The 23,121-nt window shown below is 50.5% G+C and carries 23 protein-coding genes, 1 tRNA gene, 1 pseudogene and 2 riboswitches; of the genes and pseudogenes, 21 read left to right on the top strand and 4 right to left on the bottom strand.

Annotated elements, in window-relative coordinates; genetic code table 11:
• Positions 1-765: 765 nt before the first annotated feature.
• From G5B42_RS03845 to G5B42_RS03820, 6 genes are all read left to right on the top strand, one after another.
• Entirely contained in the window at positions 766-1,269 is a 504-nt protein-coding gene (locus G5B42_RS03845) for a peptide deformylase (RefSeq protein ID WP_181339127.1), read from the top strand.
• Between the two features lie 224 nt (positions 1,270-1,493).
• Complete coding sequence (locus G5B42_RS03840) at positions 1,494-2,018, top strand: NUDIX hydrolase (protein WP_181339126.1); 525 nt, start codon at positions 1,494-1,496, stop codon at positions 2,016-2,018.
• 19 nt (positions 2,019-2,037) lie between these two features.
• Complete coding sequence (locus G5B42_RS03835) at positions 2,038-2,403, top strand: hypothetical protein (protein WP_181339125.1); 366 nt, start codon at positions 2,038-2,040, stop codon at positions 2,401-2,403.
• 180 nt (positions 2,404-2,583) lie between these two features.
• Positions 2,584-3,435 (top strand): phosphosulfolactate synthase, encoded by an 852-nt coding sequence (gene comA, locus G5B42_RS03830; protein ID WP_231133214.1) that lies wholly within the window; start codon positions 2,584-2,586, stop codon positions 3,433-3,435.
• A gap of 67 nt (positions 3,436-3,502) precedes the next feature.
• Entirely contained in the window at positions 3,503-4,546 is a 1,044-nt protein-coding gene (locus tag G5B42_RS03825) for a YeiH family protein (RefSeq protein ID WP_331274029.1), read from the top strand.
• Between the two features lie 45 nt (positions 4,547-4,591).
• Positions 4,592-4,999: a hypothetical protein gene (locus tag G5B42_RS03820; protein WP_181339123.1), complete on the top strand. Its 408-nt coding sequence runs from the start codon at positions 4,592-4,594 to the stop codon at positions 4,997-4,999.
• 23 nt (positions 5,000-5,022) lie between these two features.
• Here G5B42_RS03820 and G5B42_RS03815 read toward each other — a convergent pair whose 3' ends face one another.
• Positions 5,023-5,619 (bottom strand): protein-L-isoaspartate(D-aspartate) O-methyltransferase, encoded by a 597-nt coding sequence (locus G5B42_RS03815; RefSeq protein ID WP_181339122.1) that lies wholly within the window; start codon positions 5,617-5,619, stop codon positions 5,023-5,025.
• 100 nt (positions 5,620-5,719) lie between these two features.
• On the opposite strand from G5B42_RS03815, the gene G5B42_RS03810 reads away from it, so the two are divergent.
• From G5B42_RS03810 to gtfA, 9 genes and pseudogenes are all read left to right on the top strand, one after another.
• Positions 5,720-7,402, top strand: a complete 1,683-nt coding sequence (locus tag G5B42_RS03810; RefSeq protein WP_181339121.1) for a hydantoinase/oxoprolinase family protein — start codon at positions 5,720-5,722, stop codon at positions 7,400-7,402.
• A 23-nt stretch (positions 7,403-7,425) separates the two neighbouring features.
• The gene (locus tag G5B42_RS03805; RefSeq protein ID WP_181339120.1) at positions 7,426-8,775 is read left to right on the top strand and encodes a histone deacetylase family protein; all 1,350 of its coding nucleotides are present in this window, start codon (positions 7,426-7,428) and stop codon (positions 8,773-8,775) included.
• Between the two features lie 124 nt (positions 8,776-8,899).
• Positions 8,900-9,469: a DUF3794 domain-containing protein gene (locus tag G5B42_RS03800; RefSeq protein WP_181339119.1), complete on the top strand. Its 570-nt coding sequence runs from the start codon at positions 8,900-8,902 to the stop codon at positions 9,467-9,469.
• Positions 9,470-9,633: 164 nt separating this feature from the next.
• Positions 9,634-10,440 carry a hypothetical protein gene (locus G5B42_RS03795; RefSeq protein WP_181339118.1) on the top strand — a complete coding sequence of 269 codons (807 nt, stop codon included), beginning with the start codon at positions 9,634-9,636 and terminating at the stop codon, positions 10,438-10,440.
• A gap of 257 nt (positions 10,441-10,697) precedes the next feature.
• Positions 10,698-11,855 (top strand): glycosyltransferase, encoded by a 1,158-nt coding sequence (locus G5B42_RS03790; protein WP_181339117.1) that lies wholly within the window; start codon positions 10,698-10,700, stop codon positions 11,853-11,855.
• Between the two features lie 303 nt (positions 11,856-12,158).
• A pseudogene (locus G5B42_RS03785) lies at positions 12,159-12,662 on the top strand (carbohydrate ABC transporter permease); the annotation flags it as partial.
• A gap of 8 nt (positions 12,663-12,670) precedes the next feature.
• Complete coding sequence (locus G5B42_RS03780; protein ID WP_181339131.1) at positions 12,671-13,522, top strand: carbohydrate ABC transporter permease; 852 nt, start codon at positions 12,671-12,673, stop codon at positions 13,520-13,522.
• Between the two features lie 156 nt (positions 13,523-13,678).
• Positions 13,679-14,656 carry a LacI family DNA-binding transcriptional regulator gene (locus G5B42_RS03775; protein ID WP_181339116.1) on the top strand — a complete coding sequence of 326 codons (978 nt, stop codon included), beginning with the start codon at positions 13,679-13,681 and terminating at the stop codon, positions 14,654-14,656.
• A 53-nt stretch (positions 14,657-14,709) separates the two neighbouring features.
• Positions 14,710-16,167, top strand: a complete 1,458-nt coding sequence (gene gtfA, locus G5B42_RS03770) for a sucrose phosphorylase (protein ID WP_181339115.1) — start codon at positions 14,710-14,712, stop codon at positions 16,165-16,167.
• Between the two features lie 14 nt (positions 16,168-16,181).
• Here gtfA and G5B42_RS03765 read toward each other — a convergent pair whose 3' ends face one another.
• Both G5B42_RS03765 and yfcE read right to left on the bottom strand, forming a co-directional pair.
• Positions 16,182-17,084 carry a DNA adenine methylase gene (locus G5B42_RS03765; protein WP_181339114.1) on the bottom strand — a complete coding sequence of 301 codons (903 nt, stop codon included), beginning with the start codon at positions 17,082-17,084 and terminating at the stop codon, positions 16,182-16,184.
• A gap of 37 nt (positions 17,085-17,121) precedes the next feature.
• Positions 17,122-17,679: a phosphodiesterase gene (gene yfcE, locus G5B42_RS03760; RefSeq protein WP_181339113.1), complete on the bottom strand. Its 558-nt coding sequence runs from the start codon at positions 17,677-17,679 to the stop codon at positions 17,122-17,124.
• A 313-nt stretch (positions 17,680-17,992) separates the two neighbouring features.
• Here yfcE and G5B42_RS03755 point away from each other — a divergent pair, with 313 nt between their 5' ends.
• Positions 17,993-18,568 (top strand): HD domain-containing protein, encoded by a 576-nt coding sequence (locus G5B42_RS03755; protein WP_181339112.1) that lies wholly within the window; start codon positions 17,993-17,995, stop codon positions 18,566-18,568.
• A gap of 177 nt (positions 18,569-18,745) precedes the next feature.
• Here G5B42_RS03755 and G5B42_RS03750 read toward each other — a convergent pair whose 3' ends face one another.
• Positions 18,746-19,999 carry a hypothetical protein gene (locus G5B42_RS03750; protein WP_181339111.1) on the bottom strand — a complete coding sequence of 418 codons (1,254 nt, stop codon included), beginning with the start codon at positions 19,997-19,999 and terminating at the stop codon, positions 18,746-18,748.
• 232 nt (positions 20,000-20,231) lie between these two features.
• Between G5B42_RS03750 and G5B42_RS03745 the strand changes: the two genes are divergently transcribed.
• From G5B42_RS03745 to G5B42_RS03725, 5 genes are all read left to right on the top strand, one after another.
• Positions 20,232-20,306 (top strand) — tRNA-Asn (locus G5B42_RS03745).
• Positions 20,307-20,409: 103 nt separating this feature from the next.
• Positions 20,410-20,493, top strand: a riboswitch (cyclic di-GMP riboswitch).
• A gap of 73 nt (positions 20,494-20,566) precedes the next feature.
• Positions 20,567-21,058 carry a hypothetical protein gene (locus G5B42_RS03740; protein WP_181339110.1) on the top strand — a complete coding sequence of 164 codons (492 nt, stop codon included), beginning with the start codon at positions 20,567-20,569 and terminating at the stop codon, positions 21,056-21,058.
• A 32-nt stretch (positions 21,059-21,090) separates the two neighbouring features.
• Positions 21,091-21,903 carry a fimbrial biogenesis chaperone gene (locus G5B42_RS03735; protein WP_181339109.1) on the top strand — a complete coding sequence of 271 codons (813 nt, stop codon included), beginning with the start codon at positions 21,091-21,093 and terminating at the stop codon, positions 21,901-21,903.
• 80 nt (positions 21,904-21,983) lie between these two features.
• Entirely contained in the window at positions 21,984-22,484 is a 501-nt protein-coding gene (locus G5B42_RS03730; protein WP_181339108.1) for a hypothetical protein, read from the top strand.
• A gap of 12 nt (positions 22,485-22,496) precedes the next feature.
• Positions 22,497-22,973: a hypothetical protein gene (locus G5B42_RS03725; RefSeq protein WP_181339107.1), complete on the top strand. Its 477-nt coding sequence runs from the start codon at positions 22,497-22,499 to the stop codon at positions 22,971-22,973.
• 62 nt (positions 22,974-23,035) lie between these two features.
• A riboswitch (cyclic di-GMP riboswitch) is annotated at positions 23,036-23,121 on the top strand.

Below are 23,121 nucleotides of genomic sequence, written 5' to 3'. Positions count from 1 at the left end.
CACCATTATATGGACTCAACTGGTAAAGCCGAGCGGGCAATTACCTTTTCTACCATACCAATATGGTAACTAATTTATACTTTTCCTAGATCACCGTCGAAATAAGTATAATGAAAAATCAACACCCATTCAGGGTGTTTCTTTTTTGGTAGTAAAGGCGGGAAAATTATCTTGGGTTAGTATAAGAATATTCTTTTATTTTTTACACCTGTATTCCCCGAAAATGCTATTTTTAATATTTGCCACTATAAGTCTTTCTAGGAGATCGTTCCATTATCTCTTTACTTTTGCTTTTTTATCTTCTTCCTACACTTTTTAATTTACAATGTAATTAAGGGCATAATCTTCGAAACAAAATAAACAATAAACATTATTTATATTAGAAATTTATTTATAAGGAATAACCAATAGATTCTAGCTTATAGTTAATTAATATAAATGTAATTTTAATTACAATACAAATAATAACATTAAATTACAGTTAAAAATCCGACATAGTTTCCTTGATAACAAATATTATTAAATTTTCGGCGACGGCAAAAAATTTAATTTTTTGTTATACATGCCAAAATATGCTATAATGATCAATCAAAGCATAAAGGATTCGTGTAGACGTTGTGGCCGGAAAACGCAAATATCTGGCATCCCTAACCGGGTTTTCGCTCGAAAGTACGAGGGATCTTATCAATATGGTTGAAATCAATGATTATACCCAGAATTGGAGTTTGCTTGAAAACAAGTTAGACAAGAAAAAGGAGTACGCTGATGGTACGAGAGATTCTTTTATTGGGAGACCCAAGGTTATATCAAGTAAGCTTGCCGGTTGAAAAGGAAGAAGTCGGCACGCTCAAAGAGGTTGTTCAAGATTTGCATGACATCCTGATGGATTTCCGGAAAAAGTATGGGGCCGGGCGGGCCATTGCCGCCCCGCAAATCGGGGTCTTTAAACGATTGATCTATATGTGTATCGATGAACCGGTGGTCTTTATCAACCCGACATTGTATTTTGAAGATAATGAAATGATGGAGGTTTTGGACGACTGCATGTCGTTCCCCGGCTTACTGGTCCGGGTCAAGCGGTACAAGCGCTGTACAATCCGGTTTAAGGACCTGGATTTTCGCGACCGGGAAATGAGACTGGAAGGGGATCTGTCCGAACTGTTACAGCATGAATATGACCATCTCGATGGCATCCTGGCGACAATGCGGGCCATCGATGAGAAAGCGTTTTTCTATAAGGAGCCTAAAATAGTGCTAAATGAGGAGTAGAGGGGGACGGCTTATGATAAAAAGGATCGTGCTGACAGATAACCAAAATATCCAGTTGGGCGAGGTTGAACAAAAAAATTTGGAATTAATCCTGGAATATGAAAGAAAGCAATCGGAAGCAGTTCTTCCGTGACAAGGGGTAAAGCGGTGCTGTCCCCAAGTAGCCGGATCGTGATGCATGGAGAACACAAGAAGCAGCAGAGTGAACAAGGAGTGACCGTCGTGTGCTTTTTGACTTTGCCCTGGGCCGGCAGGAGAGTTGTCCTGAAAACGCCAAAGTGCATCACCGGGAAGCGGTGCGCGGGGTTATCTTGCAAGAGGATAAGCTCCTTATGGTTTTGTTGAAGTCGGGCGATTACAAGTTTCCAGGCGGGGGGATTGATACCGGCGAAAGCCATGAAGAGGCTTTGCGCCGTGAAGTGAGGGAAGAGACCGGTTATCCGGACTGCGAAATACTGGAGAAAATCGGGGTCGTGGTCGAAAGAGAGGCCGATGCGTACGAAGAAGACGCGTTTTTTGAAATGAGATCCCATTATTACTTATGCCGGGTAAGTGGCCGGCCGGCTTTTCAAAAGCTTGATGCTTACGAAAAAGAGCTGGATTTTTGCCCGGTCTGGGTTCCCTTGGACCAGGCGCTCTGTGCTAACGAGGAAATTCTGCGGAAAGGAACGAAAGAACTAAACCCGTGGGTACAAAGGGAAACAATGGTTCTAAAAATCTTGAAAGAGCAAAAGAATCAGATCCTGTGATAAAAACGGTGGTCATAAATTGGAGCCGAGGGGTGATGTTGTGGAATATTTTGGTTTTTTAGCTTTCGTTTTAGTCTTATGCTATGTTGATCTACCGGGTAAAGTTAAGAAGTTAAAACGCGAGATCAAAAGTATAAAGAGAAACGATGGGTATACCAGGAAAGAGGTGTTTGGGATGTCCAAAATGTTGGAAGGCTTAAAAGGCCGTAATTGTATAATTTGGTTTGAAGAGTCCCCAATAAGCATAGGGAATAAGGTAAAATGCTACGTGGAAGATGTTGATGAAGAGTGGATTAAAATTTTAGTGACCAATAAGAAAGGGGAGAAAGAAACAAAGCTCGTCCGTGTGGACTGGGTATCTGAAGTTGAAATTGGCGAAAAATAGAAGAATAATTGAAAAGAGATATTGTAGGGAGTTTCAAGCCCGGGCAAAAAAGCCCGGGTTTTTGGTTTATTTGACGGGTTTTGCCGTATTGTGCTTCACGCACATTCTCTTATCACAGTGACAGGCTTTTACGCATACCTTAGAGGTTAGAGTTACGTTAAAGAGAAGGAGTGAAGCACTTTGTCAAAGCTGAAACGGTGTCTGGCTTGGCAGGATGCCCAGCTGCGGTTTCCCTTGCCGGGCTACGGCAGCAAGCCAAGGCAGACTGGCTACACCATGGTCCTTGACAAACGACTGGGCTTAAGCGAAACCCGTGACCTGTTGGAGCTGGCCAGTGCCTACATTGACAGCATTAAGCTGACCTTTGGCACCTCGGCCCTCTATCCCAAAGCGGTCCTCCGGGAGAAGATTAAACTGATCCGTTCTTACGGCGTGGACGTTTATCCCGGCGGGACCCTGTTTGAGATCGCGCTCTGGCAAGACCGGTTGGAACCGTTCTTCCAATGTGCGGCCGAACTTGGCTTTACCGGGATTGAAATTTCCGACGGGACGCTCACCATTAGCCCCAAAGACCGGCGGCGCGCGATCCAAAGGGCGAAAGCCCATGGTTTTAAGGTGGTCACGGAAGTCGGGAAGAAGATTGGCCCGCCACTCCCGGTCTTGCGGATGCAGCAGATGATCGCCGACGATTTGGAGGCGGGTGCCGATAAAGTGATTATTGAAGGACGGGAATCGGGGAAGGGTGTCGGTATTTTTGACGAAAACGGCAACATCAAAACGGCCGAGATGGAGGCTTTGGTGCACGACCTTCCTGATTTCGAACGGGTTCTGGTCTGGGAAGCCCCCCTCAAAAATCAGCAGGTTAGCTTAATCAAGCGCTTTGGGCCCAATGTCAATCTGGGCAACATTGCGCCGGAAGAGGTTCTGGCGCTGGCCGCGTTGCGCTGCGGGCTGCGCGGAGACACCTTCGGGTTTTGCCTGGAGGAGCAGGCGGCGGTTAGTTGTCGCGTCAGCGGAGAGGGGGGAGAGTAGTGGTGAGCTTTTGGCAAAGGATCTCTAAAGACTGGTGGGCGGTGATTTTGGGCACGCTCTTTTTGTTGTGCGTCAAAGCCGGTCTCATCACTACGTTGCCATGGTAAGCGCGGTGGTCAATAAGATCCTAAAGTACCTGCCCGGCATTGGCTTGATGCTGGTGGTGGGTTACGCCGGCAAAATCGTGGCCAATTTTGTCCCCCATAGCGAATACGTGCTTTTTGCCATCGCCATTGGGATGATTGTCCGTAATCTGTTTCCGTTGCCGTCGATTTTTGCGCCCGGCATTGCCACTTATGAACTGTGGATGAAGACGGGGATTGTTTTGCTCGGTTCGCGGCTGGTCCTCCAGGAGGTATTGGCCATCGGGGCCAGCGGGATTGTATTGGTGGTTATTGAGATTGCCGTCGCCATTGCCGCCGCGGCGTATTTGGGCCGGGTGTTCGGGTTAAATGAGAAACTGGCGAGTCTGCTCGGGATCGGGATCGGCGTCTGCGGGGTTTCGGCGATTATCAGCTCAACCAGCGCCATTGATGCGGAAGAGGAGGATGCCGCCTACGCGATTGCCATCATTTTGCTCTTTGGCGCCATCATGCTCTTTCTTTACCCGGCTTTAGGCACCCTGTTTGGGATGTCCGATCTGGCATACGGCTATTGGACGGGATTATCCATCGACAATACCGCGGAGGCGGTGGCCACCGGTTTTGCCTATTCGGAAGCGGCGGGGAACATCGCGACGGTGGTAAAACTGTCCCGCAACGCGCTCATGGGTGTAGTAGTCCTTCTCATGGCCCTTCATTACGCCCGCAAGGGGATTTCCGGGGAGGTTCAGAACAAAGCGGCCTTTCTCTGGAGCCGGCTGCCCAAGTTCCTTATTGGTTTTCTGAGCTTTTCCTTGCTGGCGACGGTCGGTTTCATCACGCCGGCCGAGGCCAAGATCTTCAATAACGCCAGCAAGTGGCTGTTTATGGTCACCTTTGCCGGGGTTGGCCTCTCGACCGATTTTAAACGGATGAAAGCAGGATTCAGGCCTTTTCTGGTGGGTTTCGGGGCGGAAACTATCGTTTCCGTTGTCACCCTGGCCCTGGTGTATTATGTGATTGGGGGGTAAACCGGAGCGCGAAGTGGCGTAACAGCGCCGGCGGCGGTCTGCTTGGTGCGGTCTGCCCGGTGCGGCCTGCACGGTTTTGTGCAGGCCGTTTTTATTTGCGAGATCGGCGATAAAATCAGGGAAAAGCAGGAAGTAACTTTTTTGTGGCGAATATATTGGCGGTGGGAGATTATTAGCAGGTTCTTCCAGATTAATGTCGAATGGCAGTTAGGTAGAGGGTGGTTTAACCAAAAGAAACTGGGGGTAAAAAAAGTGTTTGGTTTGTTACGTCACATAAACAAGCCGGAAAACCTGGATGAGATAACCAATATTCTTATATATTTCAATAACAACCGGCACACGATGACCGAAGCCGAGATGGAGTACAAGCAAAAGATGCTGGAAAAGATCAAAGGAATGGGCGAGGACAAAATCTACGATTTATTGCTGAAAGAACTGAATAATATTCCCTGAACTGATTGCTTTTAATCTTTCTTCTATCCCCGGCGGGTGAAAGGGACAAAACGGACCAACCCTTTGTTTTCCTCGATAAAGCGGTCGTTTTGTTTAATAATCCGCCAAAGAGTCTGGGTTTTGCCGGGCGCCCCGATGGGGAGGACCATCCGGCCCCCGTTGGCCAATTGCTTTTTGAGGGGGGGCGGGACTTCTTCGGCGGCGGCCGCGATTAAGATGGCGTCGAAGGGGCTTGCTTCTTCCCAGCCGAAATAGCCGTCGGCGACCCGAAAGCTTATATTATCGTATCCCAAGCGCGTAAGGATCTCTTGCGCGCTTTTTGCTAAAGGTTCGATGGTTTCAATGGTGTAGACCTGGGCGGCCAGTTCGGCGAGGACGGCCGTTTGGTAACCGGAACCCGTCCCGATCTCCAGGACCCGGTCGGTTGGTTTTAAGGATAATAATTCGGTCATCAGGCCGACAATATAAGGTTGGGAGATGGTCTGGCCGTATCCGATCGGGAGAGGGATGTTTTCGTAAGCATAGGACCGGTATTCCTCCGGCACAAACTGGTCGCGGGGGATTTTGCATAATACTGCTTTTACCCGTTGGTCAGTGAGTTCCAAATCCGCAAAGGGCATCGTGCTCACCTCCTGGTTAATCCTTACAAGAATATTATTATCACATTACAGTTGAAAATACAAACCGCGAAATGGACGATCACAAAGGAAGTGGTGGTTAATGTCATTTCTGATCGGGATAGATGTCGGCGGCACCAACACCAACGGCGTGTTACTCAAGGGGGCTCATGTTCTGGCAACGGTCAAGGCCCCCACGGACCACCATAACCTTCACACGGGAACGCGGGAAGTCCTGACCCGCCTCCTGCAGGCGCTTCCCCGTGAGGAGCAGGGGCCGGTTGAGCTCCACCTCAGTACAACCTTGGCCACCAATGCGATAGTGGAAGGGAAGGGGGCACCGACGGCGGTGCTGATTATTCCCGGGCCGGGCCTGCGGTGGGAGGATCTCCCGGTGCCCTTTAAACTTTATCCCTTGTCGGGCGCGATTGACCACCGCGGGCGCGAAACCGGGCCCCTGGACCGGGAGGAGGTGCGGGCGGCGGTCCGGGCGGCCAAGGCTGCCGGTTACCAAGCCCTGGCGGTGGTCGGGAAGTTTTCGCCCCGCAACTTCCAGCATGAGCTGGTGATCGAAGAACTGATCGCGGCGGAGTTCCCGGAATTGGCCCCGGTCACCCTGGGACACCGGTTATCGGGAAGGTTGAATTTCCCGCGGCGGATTACCACGGCGGCTTTGAACGCGAGTATTGCCGCGCTGCAGGCCGAGTTTGTCCGGATGGTCGAGGCGGTGAAAGACCAGTACCGGCTGGGGCAGGTGTATCTCTTAAAGGCGGACGGCGGAACCCTTGCCTTGCACGAGTCGGTCCACCGTTCGATCGAGACGATCCTGTCGGGACCGGCGGCGAGCCTGATGGGGACGAGGGCGTTGGCGGAGGAGCTGGAAGATGCGGTTGCCCTTGATATCGGCGGTACCACCACCGAAATTTCGGTCTTTGCGGGGGGCGAACCGCTGGCCGAACGGGAGGGGGCAGTCATCGCCGGGTATCCCACTTTGGTCCCGGCTTTTTTCTCCCGGTCCCTGGGCTTGGGCGGCGACAGCCAGGTTACGTTTGACGGAACCCGGGTGACCATCGGTCCCCAACGGATGGGCCCGCCGGTGGCCATGGGCGGACCCCACGTGACCCCTACCGATGCGGTGGTGGCTTTGGGGGGCGCGGTTTTGGGCGACGCGGAGCTGGCCTACGCGGCCTTGCAGGCGATGGGGGCGCCTTATGGGCTGGAGCCGCGCGTTTTAGCCGAGAAGATCGTTGACGCCTTTGCCCAAAAAGCGGCCGCCGCGATCGAGGAGGTTTACGCCGAGTTGAACAGCCGGCCGGTTTATACGATTTCGCAGGTGATGGCGGGCGCCAAGCTCAAGCCGAAGCGGTTGGTCGGGATGGGGGGACCGGCCGCCTATTTTATCCCGAAGATCGGGCAGGAACTGGGCCTACCTTATCAGGTCCTTCCCTATCACGAGGCGGCCAACGCGATTGGCGCGGCGGCCAGCCGCCCGACTTTCGCCATTACCCTGCGGGCGGATACGGCCCTGCAAAAGTTGGTGGTTCCCGAGTTGGACTACGAGGCGGCCATTAGCCAGCCCTTCACCTTTGATCTGGAAGCCGCCCGCCAGGAGGCAATCCGGCAGGCGGTGAACTACGCGCAGAAAATGGGGGCCGCCATTGAGGCTGAGGAGATAGAGATTACGGAAGAGGAAGTCTTTAATATGGTCCGCAACTTTTATACGGTGGGAAAAAATTTCAACCTGCGCGCGCAGGTCAAACCAAAAATCCGCCGGATTTTGTTTTGATCAATGAAAAGCGAGTGGTTGCGATGACGACAAAACCGAAATTGGGCTTGGTCTTCTTTCCGGCCTTTGACTGGGCGATTGCTCCCGATCACCCGGAGCGGGAAGAGCGGCTGCTTTACACCAGGGACCAGCTGCGGGAGGAAGGCCTGCTGGACCTTCCGGAGATTAAGGAGTTCCGGCCGCGGATCGCGACGCGGCAGGAGATCGAGCGGGCCCACATCTGTGTGCCGTCCGTGGGAAAAGTCTGTACGGAATCGCATTTGATTGCGGCGGGGGGGACGATCACCGCCGGGGATCTGGTGTTCAGCGGGAAAACGGAGCGGGCTTTCGCCTTACTCCGCCCGCCGGGCCACCATGCGCTGCGGATTGTCCACGGCTCCCGCGGGTTCTGCACGATTAACATTGAAGCGGTGATGATTGAACATTTGCGCAAATTGCGGAACGGCCGGCTCCGGGTGGCGATTGTTGATACCGATGCCCACCATGCCGACGGGACCCAGGATATCTACTATAACGACCCCGATGTGTTGCACATCAGTATCCACCAGGACGGGCGGACTTTGTACCCGGGCACCGGGTTTGTCACCGAACTGGGCGGGCCGGCCGCGTACGGTTTGACCCTGAACGTACCCCTGCCGCCGGGGAGCGGCGACGCCGAATTGCTCTACGTGGTGGAGCATCTGGTCTTGCCGGTCCTGCGCGACTTTAAGCCGGATTTGGTCATCAATGCGGCCGGACAGGACAACCATTTTACCGATCCGATTACCAATATGAAGGTGACGGCGCAGGGGTATGCCCGGCTGACGGAACTTTTGGCCCCCGACCTGGTGGTGCTGGAAGGAGGATATTCCATCGAAGGCGCCCTGCCCTACGTCAATGTCGGCATCATCCTGGCCTTGGCGGGGCTGGACTACACGGGCGTACGGGAACCGCAGCTGCCGCACGGGATCAAAAAGGCCGGGCGGGTGGACGAAGCGGTGGTGAAAAATGTCGCTTTCCTGCAGGAAATTTGGGCCAAACGGAAGGAGATTGATCTGGAGGAGGTCTTCGGCCGGGGAGACTATTTCCGGCGGCAACGCCGTCTTTATTACGATACCGATGATATTCACGAGTTTCAGGATGAGGAGATAAAGATCTGCTCCTCGTGCAGCGGTTACCGGAAGATCATTTCCTACGCCGAAGATTATCGCCGGAAACCGGTGCGCATTGCCGCGGTTTTGCTCCCTTGGCATGCTTGTGCCACCTGTCAGCAGGAGGCCGCGGCGGCCTTTGACCGGTTGACCGCCGAACCCGCCTGGGATTATGTTTATTTTCAAAACCCGGCCGCCGACGAAGCGCCCCTGGTGTCCAGGGCGGGCCGCCGGGCAAGATGAAAGCTGCCCGGGCGTGGGTCAAGGGCGGACCGGCTAGGCGTGCGCAAAAAATTCCGACGGCAGGTGACCGGATTGACGCTGCTAAATAAAATACAGTATGGGTTCCTCCCTGCGAGGTGGTGAAGTGAGCGTGGTGTGCAGTTCTTCCGCACCGCAACTCTATGTCCAAAAGCAGCGGATCAATGCTTTAGTCCACCGTGGGGAAAATACCGGTCAACTGGTGCTGACCTCGGAAACCTGTATCAATGCGGTCAAAATCGACCGGATCAAACCACGGCTGCTGGAGAAAAAGGCCCATGTCTTTAAAAATAAGGTGGTCGTCAGCGGGATAATCGAGAAGGAGATCTTTTTCGTCGATCCGGAAAACCGTGTGCGTTTTCGCGACGAAAAATTACCTTTTAGCCTGGCTGTTGACTTCCCGGGTTTGGAGTCCGACAGCCGCTTAGAGGTTCAAACCCATCTCCTTGATGCCAAAGTCCATTTCGTATTACATCCGGCCCGGTTCTGTTTGCCGGGTTTGCTCCGGCAGATCGTGGTCGCCCACCTTCTGGTGGTCGTGGCGGAAAAGCGTCAGCTCGAGGTTATTACCCATATTGACCTCTTTCCGCGGTGCTTTCGGCCCCGCCGCTTTTCCGGACAAAGAGTTGTGCTTAATAACAGAAAAATAAGTTATGATGAAAGACCGTTGGTTTAACCAGCGGTTTTTTTGTTTTGTGATGGTTTGTCCCGTTTTGTGATGGTTTGTCCTGTTTCTAGAACACATTTTTATCCGGTCGTCATTTAATGTGTCTTCTGAAGGGGGGCAATTCACGGGCGGGGTTCGTATGATGGGTATCATTGAAAAGGAGGTGGAGGCCTTTGAGTGTGGAGGAACAACACCGCTTTGAACTTACCGAGTTATTCGAGTTATTGGAAGAACTGAAGAAGCGGATCCTCAAGGCCGATTTGCCGCACGATTTTAAAGAAGTCCTCTTGGCGGACGTTGCCTTGGCCTTCAAATGTCTGGAGAAGAAAGATTTCCTTTGTGTCCTCAATGTTCTCGGTGTGATCTTCGATAAATTGGTGGCCTTTTTGTTGAAACGTCCTGATTTGTGCAATGTTATTATCCCGATCTTGGCTTTGATCAATAAAATCCAACAAATCTTGCTCCGGCTTCCGCTGCGGATTGTTGGCCCGACCGGTGCCACCGGCCCGACTGGCCCGACAGGCCCAACGGGGCCGACCGGCCCAACCGGACCAACTGGTCCTGGCGCGCCGACCACCTTTGCCTATATCTATAACGTCGGCGAGGTCCCCGATATACCCGTGGACGGGATCGTTCCTTTCAGCGACAACGGCCTGATTGTCGGGGGGATTGTCCACCCGCCGGGGTCCGGGGATATCGTCATCGAAGAAAGCGGCGTCTACGAGATCACCTTTATGGTGCAGGGGGACCGGGTGAACCAATTTGCGGTCTTCCTGGACGGCAACTTAGTACCCGGCGGCATTTATAGTGTAGGGGCCGCGAACATCCAAAATACCGGAACGGTTATTGTCGAGATTGAGGCACCGGTCATTCTTAATATCCGGAACCATACGTCGTTCGATTCGGTTGCCTTACAAACCCAAATCGGAGGAACCCAGGATCAAGTCAATGCCGCGCTTGTGATCCGTAGATTAAGCTAGGGCCGTTTTGGCGAAAACGACCGGTCCTGGACCACCTGGACCGGCGAAGGCGCCAAAACGCGAAAACAGGAAGAATTGTGCCTGTACGCAGGCACAATTCTTCCCCTTTAACTTTACTTTTGGACGAAAGACTTCTTTTTAGAAAGACGTGAGATCAAAAGACACTGGTTGTTATGCCTTTTGTTGATGCAGACAAATCCAGTTCAATTGGAGAACAAGCTGTCCTCTGATCGCTGGGATTGAAAGGAGTAGGAAAAATGAAAAAACTCCGGTTTCATCTTTTGGGCCTTGCCCACCTGCCGACGCATAAAAAGAATTCGGCCTGTGCTTATACCCAAAAAGTGATCAAGCTTGCCCGGATCTTGAAAAGCTATGGGCATCAGGTCTTTTTTTACGGGGTAGAAGGCTCCGAGCTGGAATGTGACGAGTTTATCCAGGTTTCCACCCAGGAGATTCTGGAGCAAACATACGGCAAATACGACCAAAGGAAAGAGTTCTACAAACACCACCCGCAGGATTTGGCCCATCTGACCTTTAATGCCAATGCCATTAAGGAGATCAATGCCCGCAAAGCGGAGCAGGATATCTTGCTTTGCCCGATGGGGAATTACCAGCAACCCATCGCCCAGGCGGTGAACCTGTTGACGGTGGAGCCGGGAATTGGCTATACCGGTGTTTTTTCCGCCTTCCGGGTTTTCGAGTCTTACGCCTGGATGCATTATGTTTACGGCCTTTTAAAACAGGATGACGGTGTTTGGTATGATGCGGTGATCCCCAATTGTTATGACGTGGCCGACTTTCCCTTTGAAGAACAAAAGGAGGATTATCTGCTCTATTTTGGCCGCATCATCTGGCGCAAAGGGGTACAAGTTGCCTCCGACGTGGCCAAGGCGACCGGCCACCAACTGTATGTGGTGGGGCAGGGCGCCCTGGATAATCCCCTGGAAGAGCTGGCGCTGGGCGGAGAAAAACACATCAAATATCTTCCGGCGGTCGGCCCGGAAGAACGTGCCCGGTTACTTGGCAAGGCCAAAGCTGTCCTTATGCCCACCTTTTATCTGGAGCCGTTCGGCGGGGTTAATGTGGAGGCGCAACTTTGCGGGACACCGGTGATCACCAGTGACTGGGGGGCGTTTCCGGAAACGGTCCTCCATGGGGTTACCGGGTACCGCTGCCGGGTTTTCGAGGAGTTTTGCTGGGCGGTCAAGAATATCCACCGGATCCGGCCGCACGACTGCCGGAAATGGGCGGTGGATAACTTCTCCCTGGAGCGGGTGGGGCGGATGTACGAGGAATACTTCCAACGGGTCCACCGGCTCTTTGGCCGTGGCTGGTACGAATCCAATGACGAACGGCGTGACCTGGAATGGCTTTGCCGGTATTATCCAGCGTCGGCCAGTGCGGATTTGAGTTGAGCCCAAAGCGGTTTCCAAAGGCGGGAAGCGCAAAGACGTACAGTGCAGGATCGGAGTTACAGAACATCAGGGATGTTCTTTTCCGGTCCTAATTTTTATAACAAATAGTGTTTTATCTGGCTGGATGGTGAAAAAGAGCACCTAAACCCATATGTCAAACGGTTGACATATGTTACAGGAAGGTACTATAATATTAACGGATCATTAGCAAAATGATCTAGGGTAACGGCCGTCCCTAAATCCAAAGGAGGTAAAAAGGATGAAAAAAGCGCGACTAATCCCGTTGGTATTCGGTTTTTGCATTTTGTGTTCTCCCGTGTTTTAGTTTTTATTGGTAAAAGTCTCAATCTGTCCTTCCTTTCTTATTCATGGCTTGCCAATCCGCAGAAAGCATTATGGGCTTTAGTGATCGTGAGTGTTTGGCAGTATTCGGGATATATGATGATCATTCATATTGCTGGCTTGGTGAATATTCCCAAAGAATTAATTGAGGCCGCCATCATCGACGGGGCCGGGGCCGGGCAGAGAATAAGGAGGATCATTCTTCCGTTGATGGTGCCTTCCTTTGTGGTTACGCTTTTTTTGACGCTGCAAAGAGGTTTTATGGTTTATGATGTGAACCTGGCCCTGACTGACGGGGGGCCGTTTCGAAGTACCGAGTTGATTTCGATGCACGTCTACAAGAAAGCTTTTTTGGCGCAGGAATATGGAATTGGACAGGCGCAAGCATTTTTCCTCTTTCTGATTGTTGCGGCGATTACCCTGGCCCAGGTTTATTTCAGTAAAAAGTGGGAGGTGGAGATGTGAAGGACTTGATGAGGCAATTTGCAGTTAAAGAGAGAAAAAGGAGAAACATTCTGCCTTTCCTTAGACATCTTTTGTTATATCTCCTTTTGGTCATCTATTTATTCCCCTTTTATTTGGTGGTGATCAACGCCTTTAAAGACCGAAGAGCGATCATCTCCAACCCGCTGGGCATCGGTAGTGCGGTGAAACTGATCAACTTTCACCAGGCCTTTATAAAAATGAATTATTGGCAAGGCTTTTGGAATTCCTTAGTTATCACCGCCTTAAGTGTGGTGCTCATTGCTTTCTTCTCTTCCATGACGGCTTATTATTTCCTGCGGTATAAAGGGAAGCTCAGCAAGTTCCTGTTCTTTCTGATGGTCGCCTCGATGCTGATTCCTTTTCAGGCCATTATGATCCCTTTGGTCCGGATTTATGGTTCAACTTTGAAATTGCTTGATAATAAATGGATCTTAATCTACATGTATCTGGGTTTTGGTTCCTCCCTTTCGGTCTTTGTTTACCATGGCTTTATGAAAAGCATCGCGGTGGAGTTGGAAGAGGCTGCCCTGGTTGATGGTTGTACGCCTGTTCAGACCTTTTTTAAAATCGTGTTTCCGCTTTTAAGGCCCACCACGATCACGTTGGTTGTGCTGAATGTCCTTTGGATTTGGAACGATTTTCTCCTTCCCTCTTTAGTCCTTATCTCAAGGACCAACCGGACCTTGCCGTTGTCAACCTTCTATTTTCACGGGACCTATACATCGGATTACGGTTTGTTAATGGCGGGTTTATTGTTGACGATCATTCCGGTGATTGCCTTTTTTATTCTGATGCAAAAACACGTGATCAGCGGCATACTGCAGGGGGCAATCAAATAATCGGTCAAGGGAAAAGCCGATGGGGCCGGGCGGGCGGTGAACGGTTGCGGATGGGACACGGCAATGTGATATAATTTATAAAGTTTGGGAAAATAACGGTTGAATCATTATTGCTAACCAATGAGTTGTGGGTTTTACCCCAAAGGGAGTGAAAAGATGCCGACAATTAAAGATGTAGCGGAGAAAGCAGGAGTTACTGTTACTACTGTTTCACGGGTCCTCAACAACCGGGGCTATATTAGTGAAGCCACGCGCAAAAAAGTATATAAAGCAATGGAAGAATTGAACTATCAACCGAATGAACTCGCCCGTTCCTTGTTTCGCGGGAAATCCCAGTTACTTGGGTTAATCATCCCGACGGTCGCCCACCCGTTTTTTGCGGAATTAGCCGCATCCATCGAAGCATATGCCCACGCCAAAGGCTATAAAGTCCTTCTCTGCAATTCTCAACTGAACCGGGAAAAAGAGAAGGAATATATTGAGATGCTGAAAAGGCACCAAGTCGCCGGAATTATCATGGCCAGTCATACGATGGAAGTTGATGAATTTGCCAAGGTAAAATTGCCGCTTGTTACTTTTGACCGCAGGATTGGTGCGAATATTCCCTATGTGTCTTCGGATAACTATCAAGGCGGCCAACTGGCCACCAATTTGTTGATTGATAAGGGATGCCGAAAGATTGCCCATGTCTGTGGTAATCTTAGCCTTAATATGCTGGCGAATAAACGAAATGAAGCTTTTGTGGACACGGCGCGGGAACGCGGGGTTGAATATTACACGATTCAAACGGAGATTAATGTTTTCGAGACCAAGCAGTATGAACTTTTAATAAGAGATTTATTTAATGAACATCCAGATTTGGATGGGATTTTTGCCAATAGTGATCTGATGGCGGTCAGTGCGATTAAAGTCTGCTCCCTCCTAAAAAAGCGAATACCGCATGATGTACGGATTGTGGGTTATGATGATACGAATATTGCTTCTTTAGTCTTACCGCAAATTACCTCGATCCGACAGCCGATTGAGCAGATGAGTGCCTTGGCCATCGATCTCTTGATCCGGCAGATGAACAAGGAACAGATTTCAGTCGATAATATTCTTCCGGTAATTTTACATGAAAGAGAAACAACATGATGGGTTGTCGCCTGCTGATCACAATTAAGACATCCAGATAGGAGTAGATTGTTTTGACGTTCAAAAACGAGATCGTACTTATTACTTATCCTGATAGCATGGGGAGAAACCTCAAAGAGTTAAGGGAGATCTTAATCAAATACTGCCAGGGTGTTGTGGGGGGTGTTCATCTGCTGCCTTTTTTTCCATCCTCCGCGGACCGCGGCTTTGCCCCTCTTACCTATGAGGAAGTAGATCCGAAGTTTGGGACCTGGGATGATATTCAAGCGTTAGGTGCCCATTTTTACCTGATTTTTGATTTTATGATCAATCATCTTTCCCGCCAATCAGTTTTTTTCCAGGATTTCAAAAGGAAGAAAGATCAGTCGGAATACGCCGAATTATTCATCAGGTACAAGGATTTTTGGCCCGGGGGTGAACCCAGTCCAGAAGAGGTTGACTTGATTTATAAAAGGAAGCCCAGAGCACCATATACGACGGTGCGGTTTCACGATGGGACGGAAGAGAAAATCTGGTGTACCTTTACGGATGAGCAAATTGATATAAATGTCAATACCGCGGTCGGCAAGAAATTTATCCGTGATTCCCTGCGTTTTCTGGTGGAGAAGGGTGCCGCCGTGATTCGGCTTGATGCTTTTGCTTATACAACGAAAAAAGTGGGGACCAACTGTTTTTTTGTGGAACCGGAAGTTTGGGCTTTATTAACGGAAGTCGAGGCTCTGCTCAAACCTCACGGAGTTGCGCTTTTACCGGAAATCCATGAGCATTACTCGATTCAATTGAAATTAGCGGAGAAAGGATACTGGGTCTATGATTTTGCCCTGCCCATGTTGTTACTGCATGCGCTCTACTTCGGAACCAACAAAAGACTGATCAATTGGTTAAAAATCTGCCCGCGCCAACAGTTTACGACGCTGGATACTCACGATGGGATCGGGGTGGTGGATGTCAGGGATCTGTTGAGCGAAGAAGAGATCGAACAGACCCAAAATTATCTTTACGCCAACGGAGCCAACGTCAAAAGGATCTATAGTTCTACCGTCTATAATAACCTGGATATTTACCAGATTAATTGTACTTATTATTCGGCTTTGGGCAACAATGATCAGGCTTATTTACTTGCGCGGGCCATTCAGTTTTTCACGCCCGGGATTCCGCAAGTCTATTATGTCGGTTTACTCGCCGGGGAAAATGATATTGAACTGCTGGAAAAGACCAAAGTGGGGAGAGACATTAACCGGCATAACTATACCAAGGAGGAGGTTGAAGCGAATTTAGCCCGCCCGGTGGTCCAAAAGCTCTTCGCCTTAATGCGGTTTCGCAATACCTATCCCGCCTTTCAAGGCGATTTTCGTTGCGAGCCGATCGGTGAAGAAGCGTTGGCGCTTACCTGGCAAAAGGACGAGTATAAAACGACATTAACGGCTAATCTGAAAACCCATGAGTTCCGGATCGTTTATTTTGATCCGCAACAGGGGCGGGATTGTCCAGTTTCTTTGGGCAGCGGTTAAAACAATGATGCGGCCTAATAATTCCGGATGATCAACTCGTTAATGGCACCCCGTTTCCGGGCGTCGCGGTTGATGGAACGGTTGGCGGGGACCCGCTCGATCTGATAACCCTGGTAGAGAGTTTCAAAGAAATGGTCGGTGGCGTCTTCGTTCTTTGGATCGGAGTTGCTGAGCATCAGGAATGCTCCTTTCCGGTCCATTTCTTTATAAAAGGCGGCTAGTCTTTGCTGGTCCCGGTCGGAAAAGCCGTGGCGGGAATAGGCGGTGAAGCTCGCGGTGGCGGTTAACGGGCGGTAGGGCGGGTCAAGGTAGACAAAACTGCCTTTGGTCACAAACTCACCGGCCTTTTCAAAGTCCCCGCAGATCAGGTGGGTGTCCTGTAAAGCATAGTGGATCGCCATCAAATTCTCCGGCTCGTAGAAGCGGGGGTTTTTATAACGCCCGTACGGCACGTTAAACTCACCCTTTTGGTTCAGGCGGTATAACCCGTTATAACAGGTTTTGTTTAAGAAAATGAGCAGGCAAGCCCGTTCAATCCAAGCCCGGTTGAAAACTTGCCGGTCCAACGCCTGGCGCTGCCGGTTGAAGCGGGCCCGGATTTCGTAGTAGAAGGCTCTCCGTTCGTCCGCGCTCTTTTGCCCGAAGGCAACGGCGATTTCTCCCAATTGCGCGATCAGGTCGCGCGGCCGCTCTTGCAACACTTTGTAGCAGAGGATCAAATCGGGGTTGATGTCAAACAAATAGGCCTCGCCGATCCGGTAATGGGATTTTAAATAAAAAAACATCGCCCCGCCGCCGACGAAAGGTTCGAGATAGCGGGGGATCGCTTTGGATTCCTTGATTGGTTCCGGTAAGCGGGCGGCCAAGGCCTTCAGTAATTGGCCTTTGCCGCCGGCCCATTTCAGAAAGGGACGCATCCGTATTCAGCTCCACTGGCTTTTTATGGGTAAAATTTTATGCGTTTGTCTTGGGACAAGCCAACCTTTGCACAGCTTCCTTGGTGTCGATATTCCAGATCACAATCGCCTCTTCGTCAACGACGGCAATGGTCGGCGCCTGCGGTTCGTTTTTCGGCAGGGCGGGGCTGCCGGGGTTTAAGTAAACCACGCCGTTTTCTTGTTTGACCGACGGGAGGTGCGTATGGCCGGAGATGATCAGATTATAAAAGTTTTTTGTTTTGGCGGGGAGCCGGTCACGGTGGCCGTGGTGGACCAGGATCCGCCAGCGCGGGGTGATAAGATGGGCATAGGGCGCTTCGATGGGGTGGTCGAGGATCATCTGGTCAACTTCGGCGTCGCAATTTCCCCGCACGAAAACAATGGGCTTCTCCAGCGTGTTGAACAGCGTACATAATTCATTTGGCTTATATTCGTCGGGGAGCGGGTTCCGCGGTCCGTGGTAGAGGAGATCACCGCAGTGGATAATCAGGTCGGTCTGGTGTAAAAATTGGTCGTAGGCTTTCCGCCAGGCGCTGACCGAACCGTGGGTGTCGCTGATAACGCCAATGCGCATGTAAATCACTCCTTTTATATTTTAGGTTCTCTGTTGAAGCCCGGCTTTCCTTTACCGATGGTTACAGGGGTGTTGAATTTTATCAGTTGTTTACCCGACCATTGGTTGCTTGCGCTACCAAGCAGAAAAAAGTGTCTCTTATTTTGGTGTAAAGGATTAGTGTGCTTTAGTTTTTCTTGACAGTGAGAACCTTATTAAACGTAAGCGATTAGTAATGAGGGGCGAAGGTTGACAAATTGTGGTTGATGCCGGAAAATAAAGGGGAATTCAAGTTTGTCCAAGTTAGGGATTGAAGAGAAAGGAAGGATCGGCGATGACCAAAACGATTAACCGGGAAGCGGCCTTAGCGTTGTATAAAAAGTATAACCAGGACGAAAGTCTTTTCCGGCATGCCCTGGCGGTGGAAGCGGTGATGCGCCATTTTGCCGCTCTTTTTGGAGAAGACGAGGAGAAATGGGGGATTATCGGCTTAATCCACGACCTGGATTACGAACGTTATCCCGACCAGCACTGTATCAAAGTGAGAGAAATCCTGACCGGCGAAGGCTGGCCGGAGGAATACATCCGCGCCGTGCAGAGCCATGGGTGGGGGATCTGCTCCGATGTGGAACCGGTGGAACGGATGGAGAACGTGCTTTACACCATTGACGAACTAACCGGTCTGATTACCGCTGCGGCTTTGGTCCGGCCGAGTAAGAGTGTTTTGGATTTGGAAGTAAAGTCGGTCAAGAAAAAGTGGAAAGACAAGGCCTTTGCGGCGGGGGTTAACCGCGAAGTCATCGAAAAGGGAGCCGCGCGGCTGGGAATGGCGTTGGATGAGGTGATTAAAGAGACCATAGCCGGCATGCGGAAGGTGGCGGCGGAGATTGGCCTCCAGGGTAATTTGTGATCGCCGGGTCGGCTTAAACCTACCAATCAACAGAGGATTTAGAAAATAAGGATTGGAATAAAGAGAACCTTGGTCGACACCAAGGTTCTCTTTATCCCGACGGGTAAGTATGATTTTCCATTTACCGGCGGCGGCAGGTGCGATTTTCGTCTTTGCCGCCGTTAGAATTAGAGGATATTATTCTGATTCTGTACTGAGCTGCACAATGTCTCGGATGAGCGGGTTGAGCATAACCTGGGTGAAGAAATTGATGGAAACATCTTCCGCGATCGTGGCCCACTCGTCGGCGGAGATTTGGCCGACGTTGACCGTTGTTGCAGGGAGAAGCTCAGGGAAGGCCGGTTTTTGCCCTGGATTAATCAGGCTTTGTTCGACCATGATCGTCGACCGGGAGACTTCGCCTGTGTTCGGGTCGGTAATGTCCATAGTTTGCTCGGCGACCATGCTCCGCCATAAACCCTTCCGGTCGAGATAAATTTTACCGTCCATTTTGGTAAAGGAGGTTGGAGGAGTGGCCGTTTCGATTTGGACGATTGCCGCCGTCATCCGGGCGAGCAAATGATCGATTTTCAGATCAAGATTGTCCCGGAAGGCGATGATTTGTTCTTCGGTAATTGGCCAGGTAGCCAAGTCGCCGTTGTTCTTGGCAATGGTGATGAACTGGGTGATTTTGTCTTTGACCAAAGTCCGGACCGCAGGATTGCCCAAAATACCTTGTAACATGCGATTCATTTCTTCAAACGCAAAATCGTCCTGATCCATCTGCAGAATCAGTTCTTTACAAGGAACGATTTTTTCCTGGCCGTTCTCCATGACGGATAGTTTTACCTGCTTGTCACCGGCGGTGATTTTGTCCCGGTAATATTCGGTGTAGAAATCATAAACCGCCAGTTCCACCTGTTCCCAGGTTTTCTCGTCGGTCTCAAGCAGTAAGGGGAAATAATCGGTAATTTGGACCTGGAAGCCAAAGTACTTATGGATTAGTTGCTGTAGATCGTTCCAATTAATATAAAAAGTTTTTGGCCCCAAGAAGACCGATTGGGCGGTTATTTTCTCCAGATCGCAGTAAAAAGTCAGATTTCCGCAGTTTCCTCCTTTGTAGAGGAGGTTAAGATCAAAGAGGAAACGGCGGTCTACTTTGTCCAACTTTGTGGTGATTTCAAAGGTAACTTGGTTGAAGATCTCATAAAACTTTTGGTATTCCGGATTGTCCGACTGGATACGCACTGCCGCTTTGGTCACAAATTCCTGGTAGTCCAGGTCGTTTACCAATTTTAAGGCCGCGATGAAATGTTCGTGGGGGGCTTTGGGGACACAACCGGTCAAGGAGGTGACCAGCAGAAGACCGATCATAACGGCGAGGGCAAATTTGATCGCCAATCCCTTTTTTCCCGTCGTGTTTTCGGGACTAACCCAATGAGGTTTGTTCAATCGAATCTCTCCTTAAAGGTTTTTTTACTGGGCCGGAAATTCGAATCAAGCTCCGTGAACTTTATTTCGTTATTTATCCTTCTTTTCCTTTATTTGTTATGTAGCAAATTTTTTATGCCTCTGCATCTTGAGGCCGGTACATCTTGACGCCTGATAAAGTTGACAAAAAACTAAACACAAAATGTTCTTGACAAATGGCCACAACCATGCTAATATGAGAAATGCAAGGCATTCCTCGATAGCTCAACGGTAGAGCACCCGGCTGTTAACCGGGCGGTTGTTGGTTCGAATCCAACTCGGGGAGCCATTTTTTTAGGAATTTTGCTGAAAAAAGCAGGAAAAAATTGTTTGACTTCGCCTGCTTGATCAGCTATAATAAAAAACAGTAAAAAAATAAATAAAATCGTTTATGACATTAGCGAAACGATGACTCTCAGGCTTTAAATGGTCACTTGGCCTGGGATGAGTGAGTAGTGAAACCGGCGCTAAGGGTGTATTTCCCTGTAGGCCGGTTTTTTGTTTTTCTAATTTTATTAATCTTTTGTGATAATACGAGGAGGGTTTTGCATGCGGAAAGAAATGAAATTAATCTTGCCAATCGTTTTGTTAGTAATAGTACTGGGGACAAGCTTTGCGGTCGAGAAAACCCACGATATTATTGTGACCATCCCTGAGATTGCGGAGCTCGAGTTGTCGGAGGACAGCATTGACCTGGGCAACTTTTTAGTAGGGAATGTGCTTCAGAACCGGATCGTGTCCGCCACACCCTTAAAGGTAACATACCGTTGTAACCACATGGATGGTTGGGCGTTAAAGGTTTCGGCGACCGCCTTCCAAAACGCCATCGATCCCAGTATCACGATTCCCGTTAACTACCTCTATTTCGGCACGGCGCCGGACAAAACCGACACCCAAATGTCCGAAACGGATATCGTCGTCGCGACTGGGTTGGAACCGGTTAACACCACCACCGAGATTTATTATGCCATGGACTTTCCGGAAAACGCCTATGCGGGCGAATACAGCACCACGGTTACATATACACTGGTTACGTTATAACCGATTGCGAAGTAGGTGTAAACATCAAAACGATGAAACCGAACTTCCTGAAATGGCGAAGTCTTCTTATGCTCACCTTGATGGTGGGCTTTTTATCCTTGACGGGGGTAGCGAACAGTATCACTGTGACACCGCCACGCTTGGCGTTTACGGCGGAGAGCGGTGGCTATTTTGAAGGCCAGATCGAGGTCTACGGGGCTTCCGATAAAGAGATCAGGGTGAAGACCTACTTTATGGATTGGGATTTTGACCAGGAGGGGACCGTCCAGTTTTACGCCGAGCCTAACCGGGTGGAAAGGTCCGCCACCGCGTGGCTGCGGATTGAACCCAGTGAATTTGTGTTGCCCGCGGGCGGTAAAAAAATGGTGACGATCAGCGGACAAGTGCCGGCCGGGACGGCGCCCGGCGATTATTGGAGCATGTTTTTTGTGGAGTTTCTCCCGTATTCGGTGGTGCAAACAAGCGGAATGCGCATGAGTGGCCGGGTGGGCGGCAGCATCACCATTACCGTTCCCGGGCCGGTTACCGTCAAAGGGCGGATTGATGACTTTACTATTGAAAGCAGGCATATAAACGGCCGGCCGGGAATCGCCGCGACGGTTCTCTTTGTTAATGAAGGTGATTCCGTTCTGGAACCCACGGGACGGATTGAAATCAAGGATCTCCAAAACAAACGGGTCGGGCTGGTGACGATCCCGCCCAGTAAAGTCCTGCCCCAGAGTAGCCGCCAGATCCGTATCCAAGAGGAGCTGCGGCTCAAGCCGGGTAGCTACGTGGCGATTGCCGTTGTGGATTATGGCGGTTCCAAGTTGGCCGGCTACCAAAAGGTCTTTACGGTGCAATGAAGAGGTTTATGACAAGGCATGCCGGGGTAGTCAGCCTGCCGGCCGCGGCAGGGGCCGAAAAAAGAAAAAGGAGGGAAAGTATGCGTATGGGACGGTGGCGACTGGTCGGTATCCTTCTTCTTCCCGCTTTTTTCTTGTTGGCCGAACCGCTCAGAACGGCCGATTGCGTTCTTGAATTTGTCATTCCCGAACGGACCGAGATCGCCTTGTCGGTGCCGGTGGTGGATTTGGGAGAACCACGCCGTGAGAATGGACGCCTTTATTACGAACGGATCAATGCGGTCCAGGTTGATTACCGTTGTAATATCCAGACCGATTGGGAGGTACGGATTTCGGCGGAAGATTTCCGGGACGGGACCCGGACCATCCCCATCACCCGGCTGCAGTGGCGGACGGAGGACGGGATCTACCGGGATATGCCCGCCAGTGGCAGTTATCTGGTGTTGGCCCGGAAAAGGGATCACCAGCCGCGCGCTGGGGTAAAGCATAGTAAGAAAATCTCCTACCGTCTGGAATTAAGGGGTGACGAATGGGGAGGAACCTACTCCGCCCCCATAACCTACACCTTATTCGTACCATAGGAGGTGAGCGTAATGGGTAAAGGCAGGGTTTGCCTGCTGCTACTGGGGTTGCTCCTGACGGTGGCATTGGTGCCCGTGCAAGTCCAGGGGATCGATTGGGAGAATGGAGCGATTCTTGCCCTCGGTAATACTGTAGCCAACCTGGGGGAGTTGAAGACCGATCCCTTTGACCCGACCCTCGAGTATTTTGAGGCGGAAAACGCCATCTCCTTTACGGTTTTGGTGCTCCTTAACGAATGGCAATTACTGCTTTCCGGGGAGGATTTTGTCGCCGGGGCGGAGCGGATACCGTTGGCGCAGATGGAGTGGAAATTGCGGAACGGTACTTACCGGCGGATGCCGGCCGCGGGAAGCAACCAGGAATTGATGCGGATTTCCGGTTTTTTACGGGTGATCAGCGATAGTTTATCCTTCCGTCTGGTGCTCAAAGGGGACGAAAGTCCTGGTCACTACAGTAGTACGTTAACCTTGACCTTAGTTAACCTATAAAGGATTGCCATTTGTAGCAAAATATTGTATAATTAAAGTAAAGTTGAATACATAAGCGGATTTTACGATAAAGGCAAACCCGTCGAAAGACGGGGGCGCAAAGCCACGGGTCTAAAGTGGTAACCACTATGATCGCCGGGCCGCCGAA

The organism is Capillibacterium thermochitinicola (assembly GCF_013664685.1).
GTDB lineage: Bacteria > Bacillota > UBA4882 > UBA10575 > UBA10575 > Capillibacterium > Capillibacterium thermochitinicola.
The sequence above is the reverse complement of the archived record's forward strand: the minus strand, read 5'-3'. Positions and strand labels throughout refer to the sequence as shown.

Coding starts and splice junctions, on each gene's coding strand:
- G5B42_RS03845 (WP_181339127.1), top strand. CDS start 766: ATGGTACGAGAGATTCTTTTATTGGGAGACCCAAGGTTATATCAAGTA.
- G5B42_RS03815 (WP_181339122.1), bottom strand. CDS start 5,619: ATGCCCTTTGCGGATTTGGAACTCACTGACCAACGGGTAAAAGCAGTA.
- G5B42_RS03810 (WP_181339121.1), top strand. CDS start 5,720: ATGTCATTTCTGATCGGGATAGATGTCGGCGGCACCAACACCAACGGC.
- G5B42_RS03805 (WP_181339120.1), top strand. CDS start 7,426: ATGACGACAAAACCGAAATTGGGCTTGGTCTTCTTTCCGGCCTTTGAC.
- G5B42_RS03790 (WP_181339117.1), top strand. CDS start 10,698: ATGAAAAAACTCCGGTTTCATCTTTTGGGCCTTGCCCACCTGCCGACG.
- G5B42_RS03780 (WP_181339131.1), top strand. CDS start 12,671: ATGAGGCAATTTGCAGTTAAAGAGAGAAAAAGGAGAAACATTCTGCCT.
- G5B42_RS03775 (WP_181339116.1), top strand. CDS start 13,679: ATGCCGACAATTAAAGATGTAGCGGAGAAAGCAGGAGTTACTGTTACT.
- G5B42_RS03765 (WP_181339114.1), bottom strand. CDS start 17,084: ATGCGTCCCTTTCTGAAATGGGCCGGCGGCAAAGGCCAATTACTGAAG.
- yfcE (WP_181339113.1), bottom strand. CDS start 17,679: ATGCGCATTGGCGTTATCAGCGACACCCACGGTTCGGTCAGCGCCTGG.
- G5B42_RS03755 (WP_181339112.1), top strand. CDS start 17,993: ATGACCAAAACGATTAACCGGGAAGCGGCCTTAGCGTTGTATAAAAAG.
- G5B42_RS03740 (WP_181339110.1), top strand. CDS start 20,567: ATGCGGAAAGAAATGAAATTAATCTTGCCAATCGTTTTGTTAGTAATA.
- G5B42_RS03735 (WP_181339109.1), top strand. CDS start 21,091: ATGAAACCGAACTTCCTGAAATGGCGAAGTCTTCTTATGCTCACCTTG.
- G5B42_RS03730 (WP_181339108.1), top strand. CDS start 21,984: ATGCGTATGGGACGGTGGCGACTGGTCGGTATCCTTCTTCTTCCCGCT.
- G5B42_RS03725 (WP_181339107.1), top strand. CDS start 22,497: ATGGGTAAAGGCAGGGTTTGCCTGCTGCTACTGGGGTTGCTCCTGACG.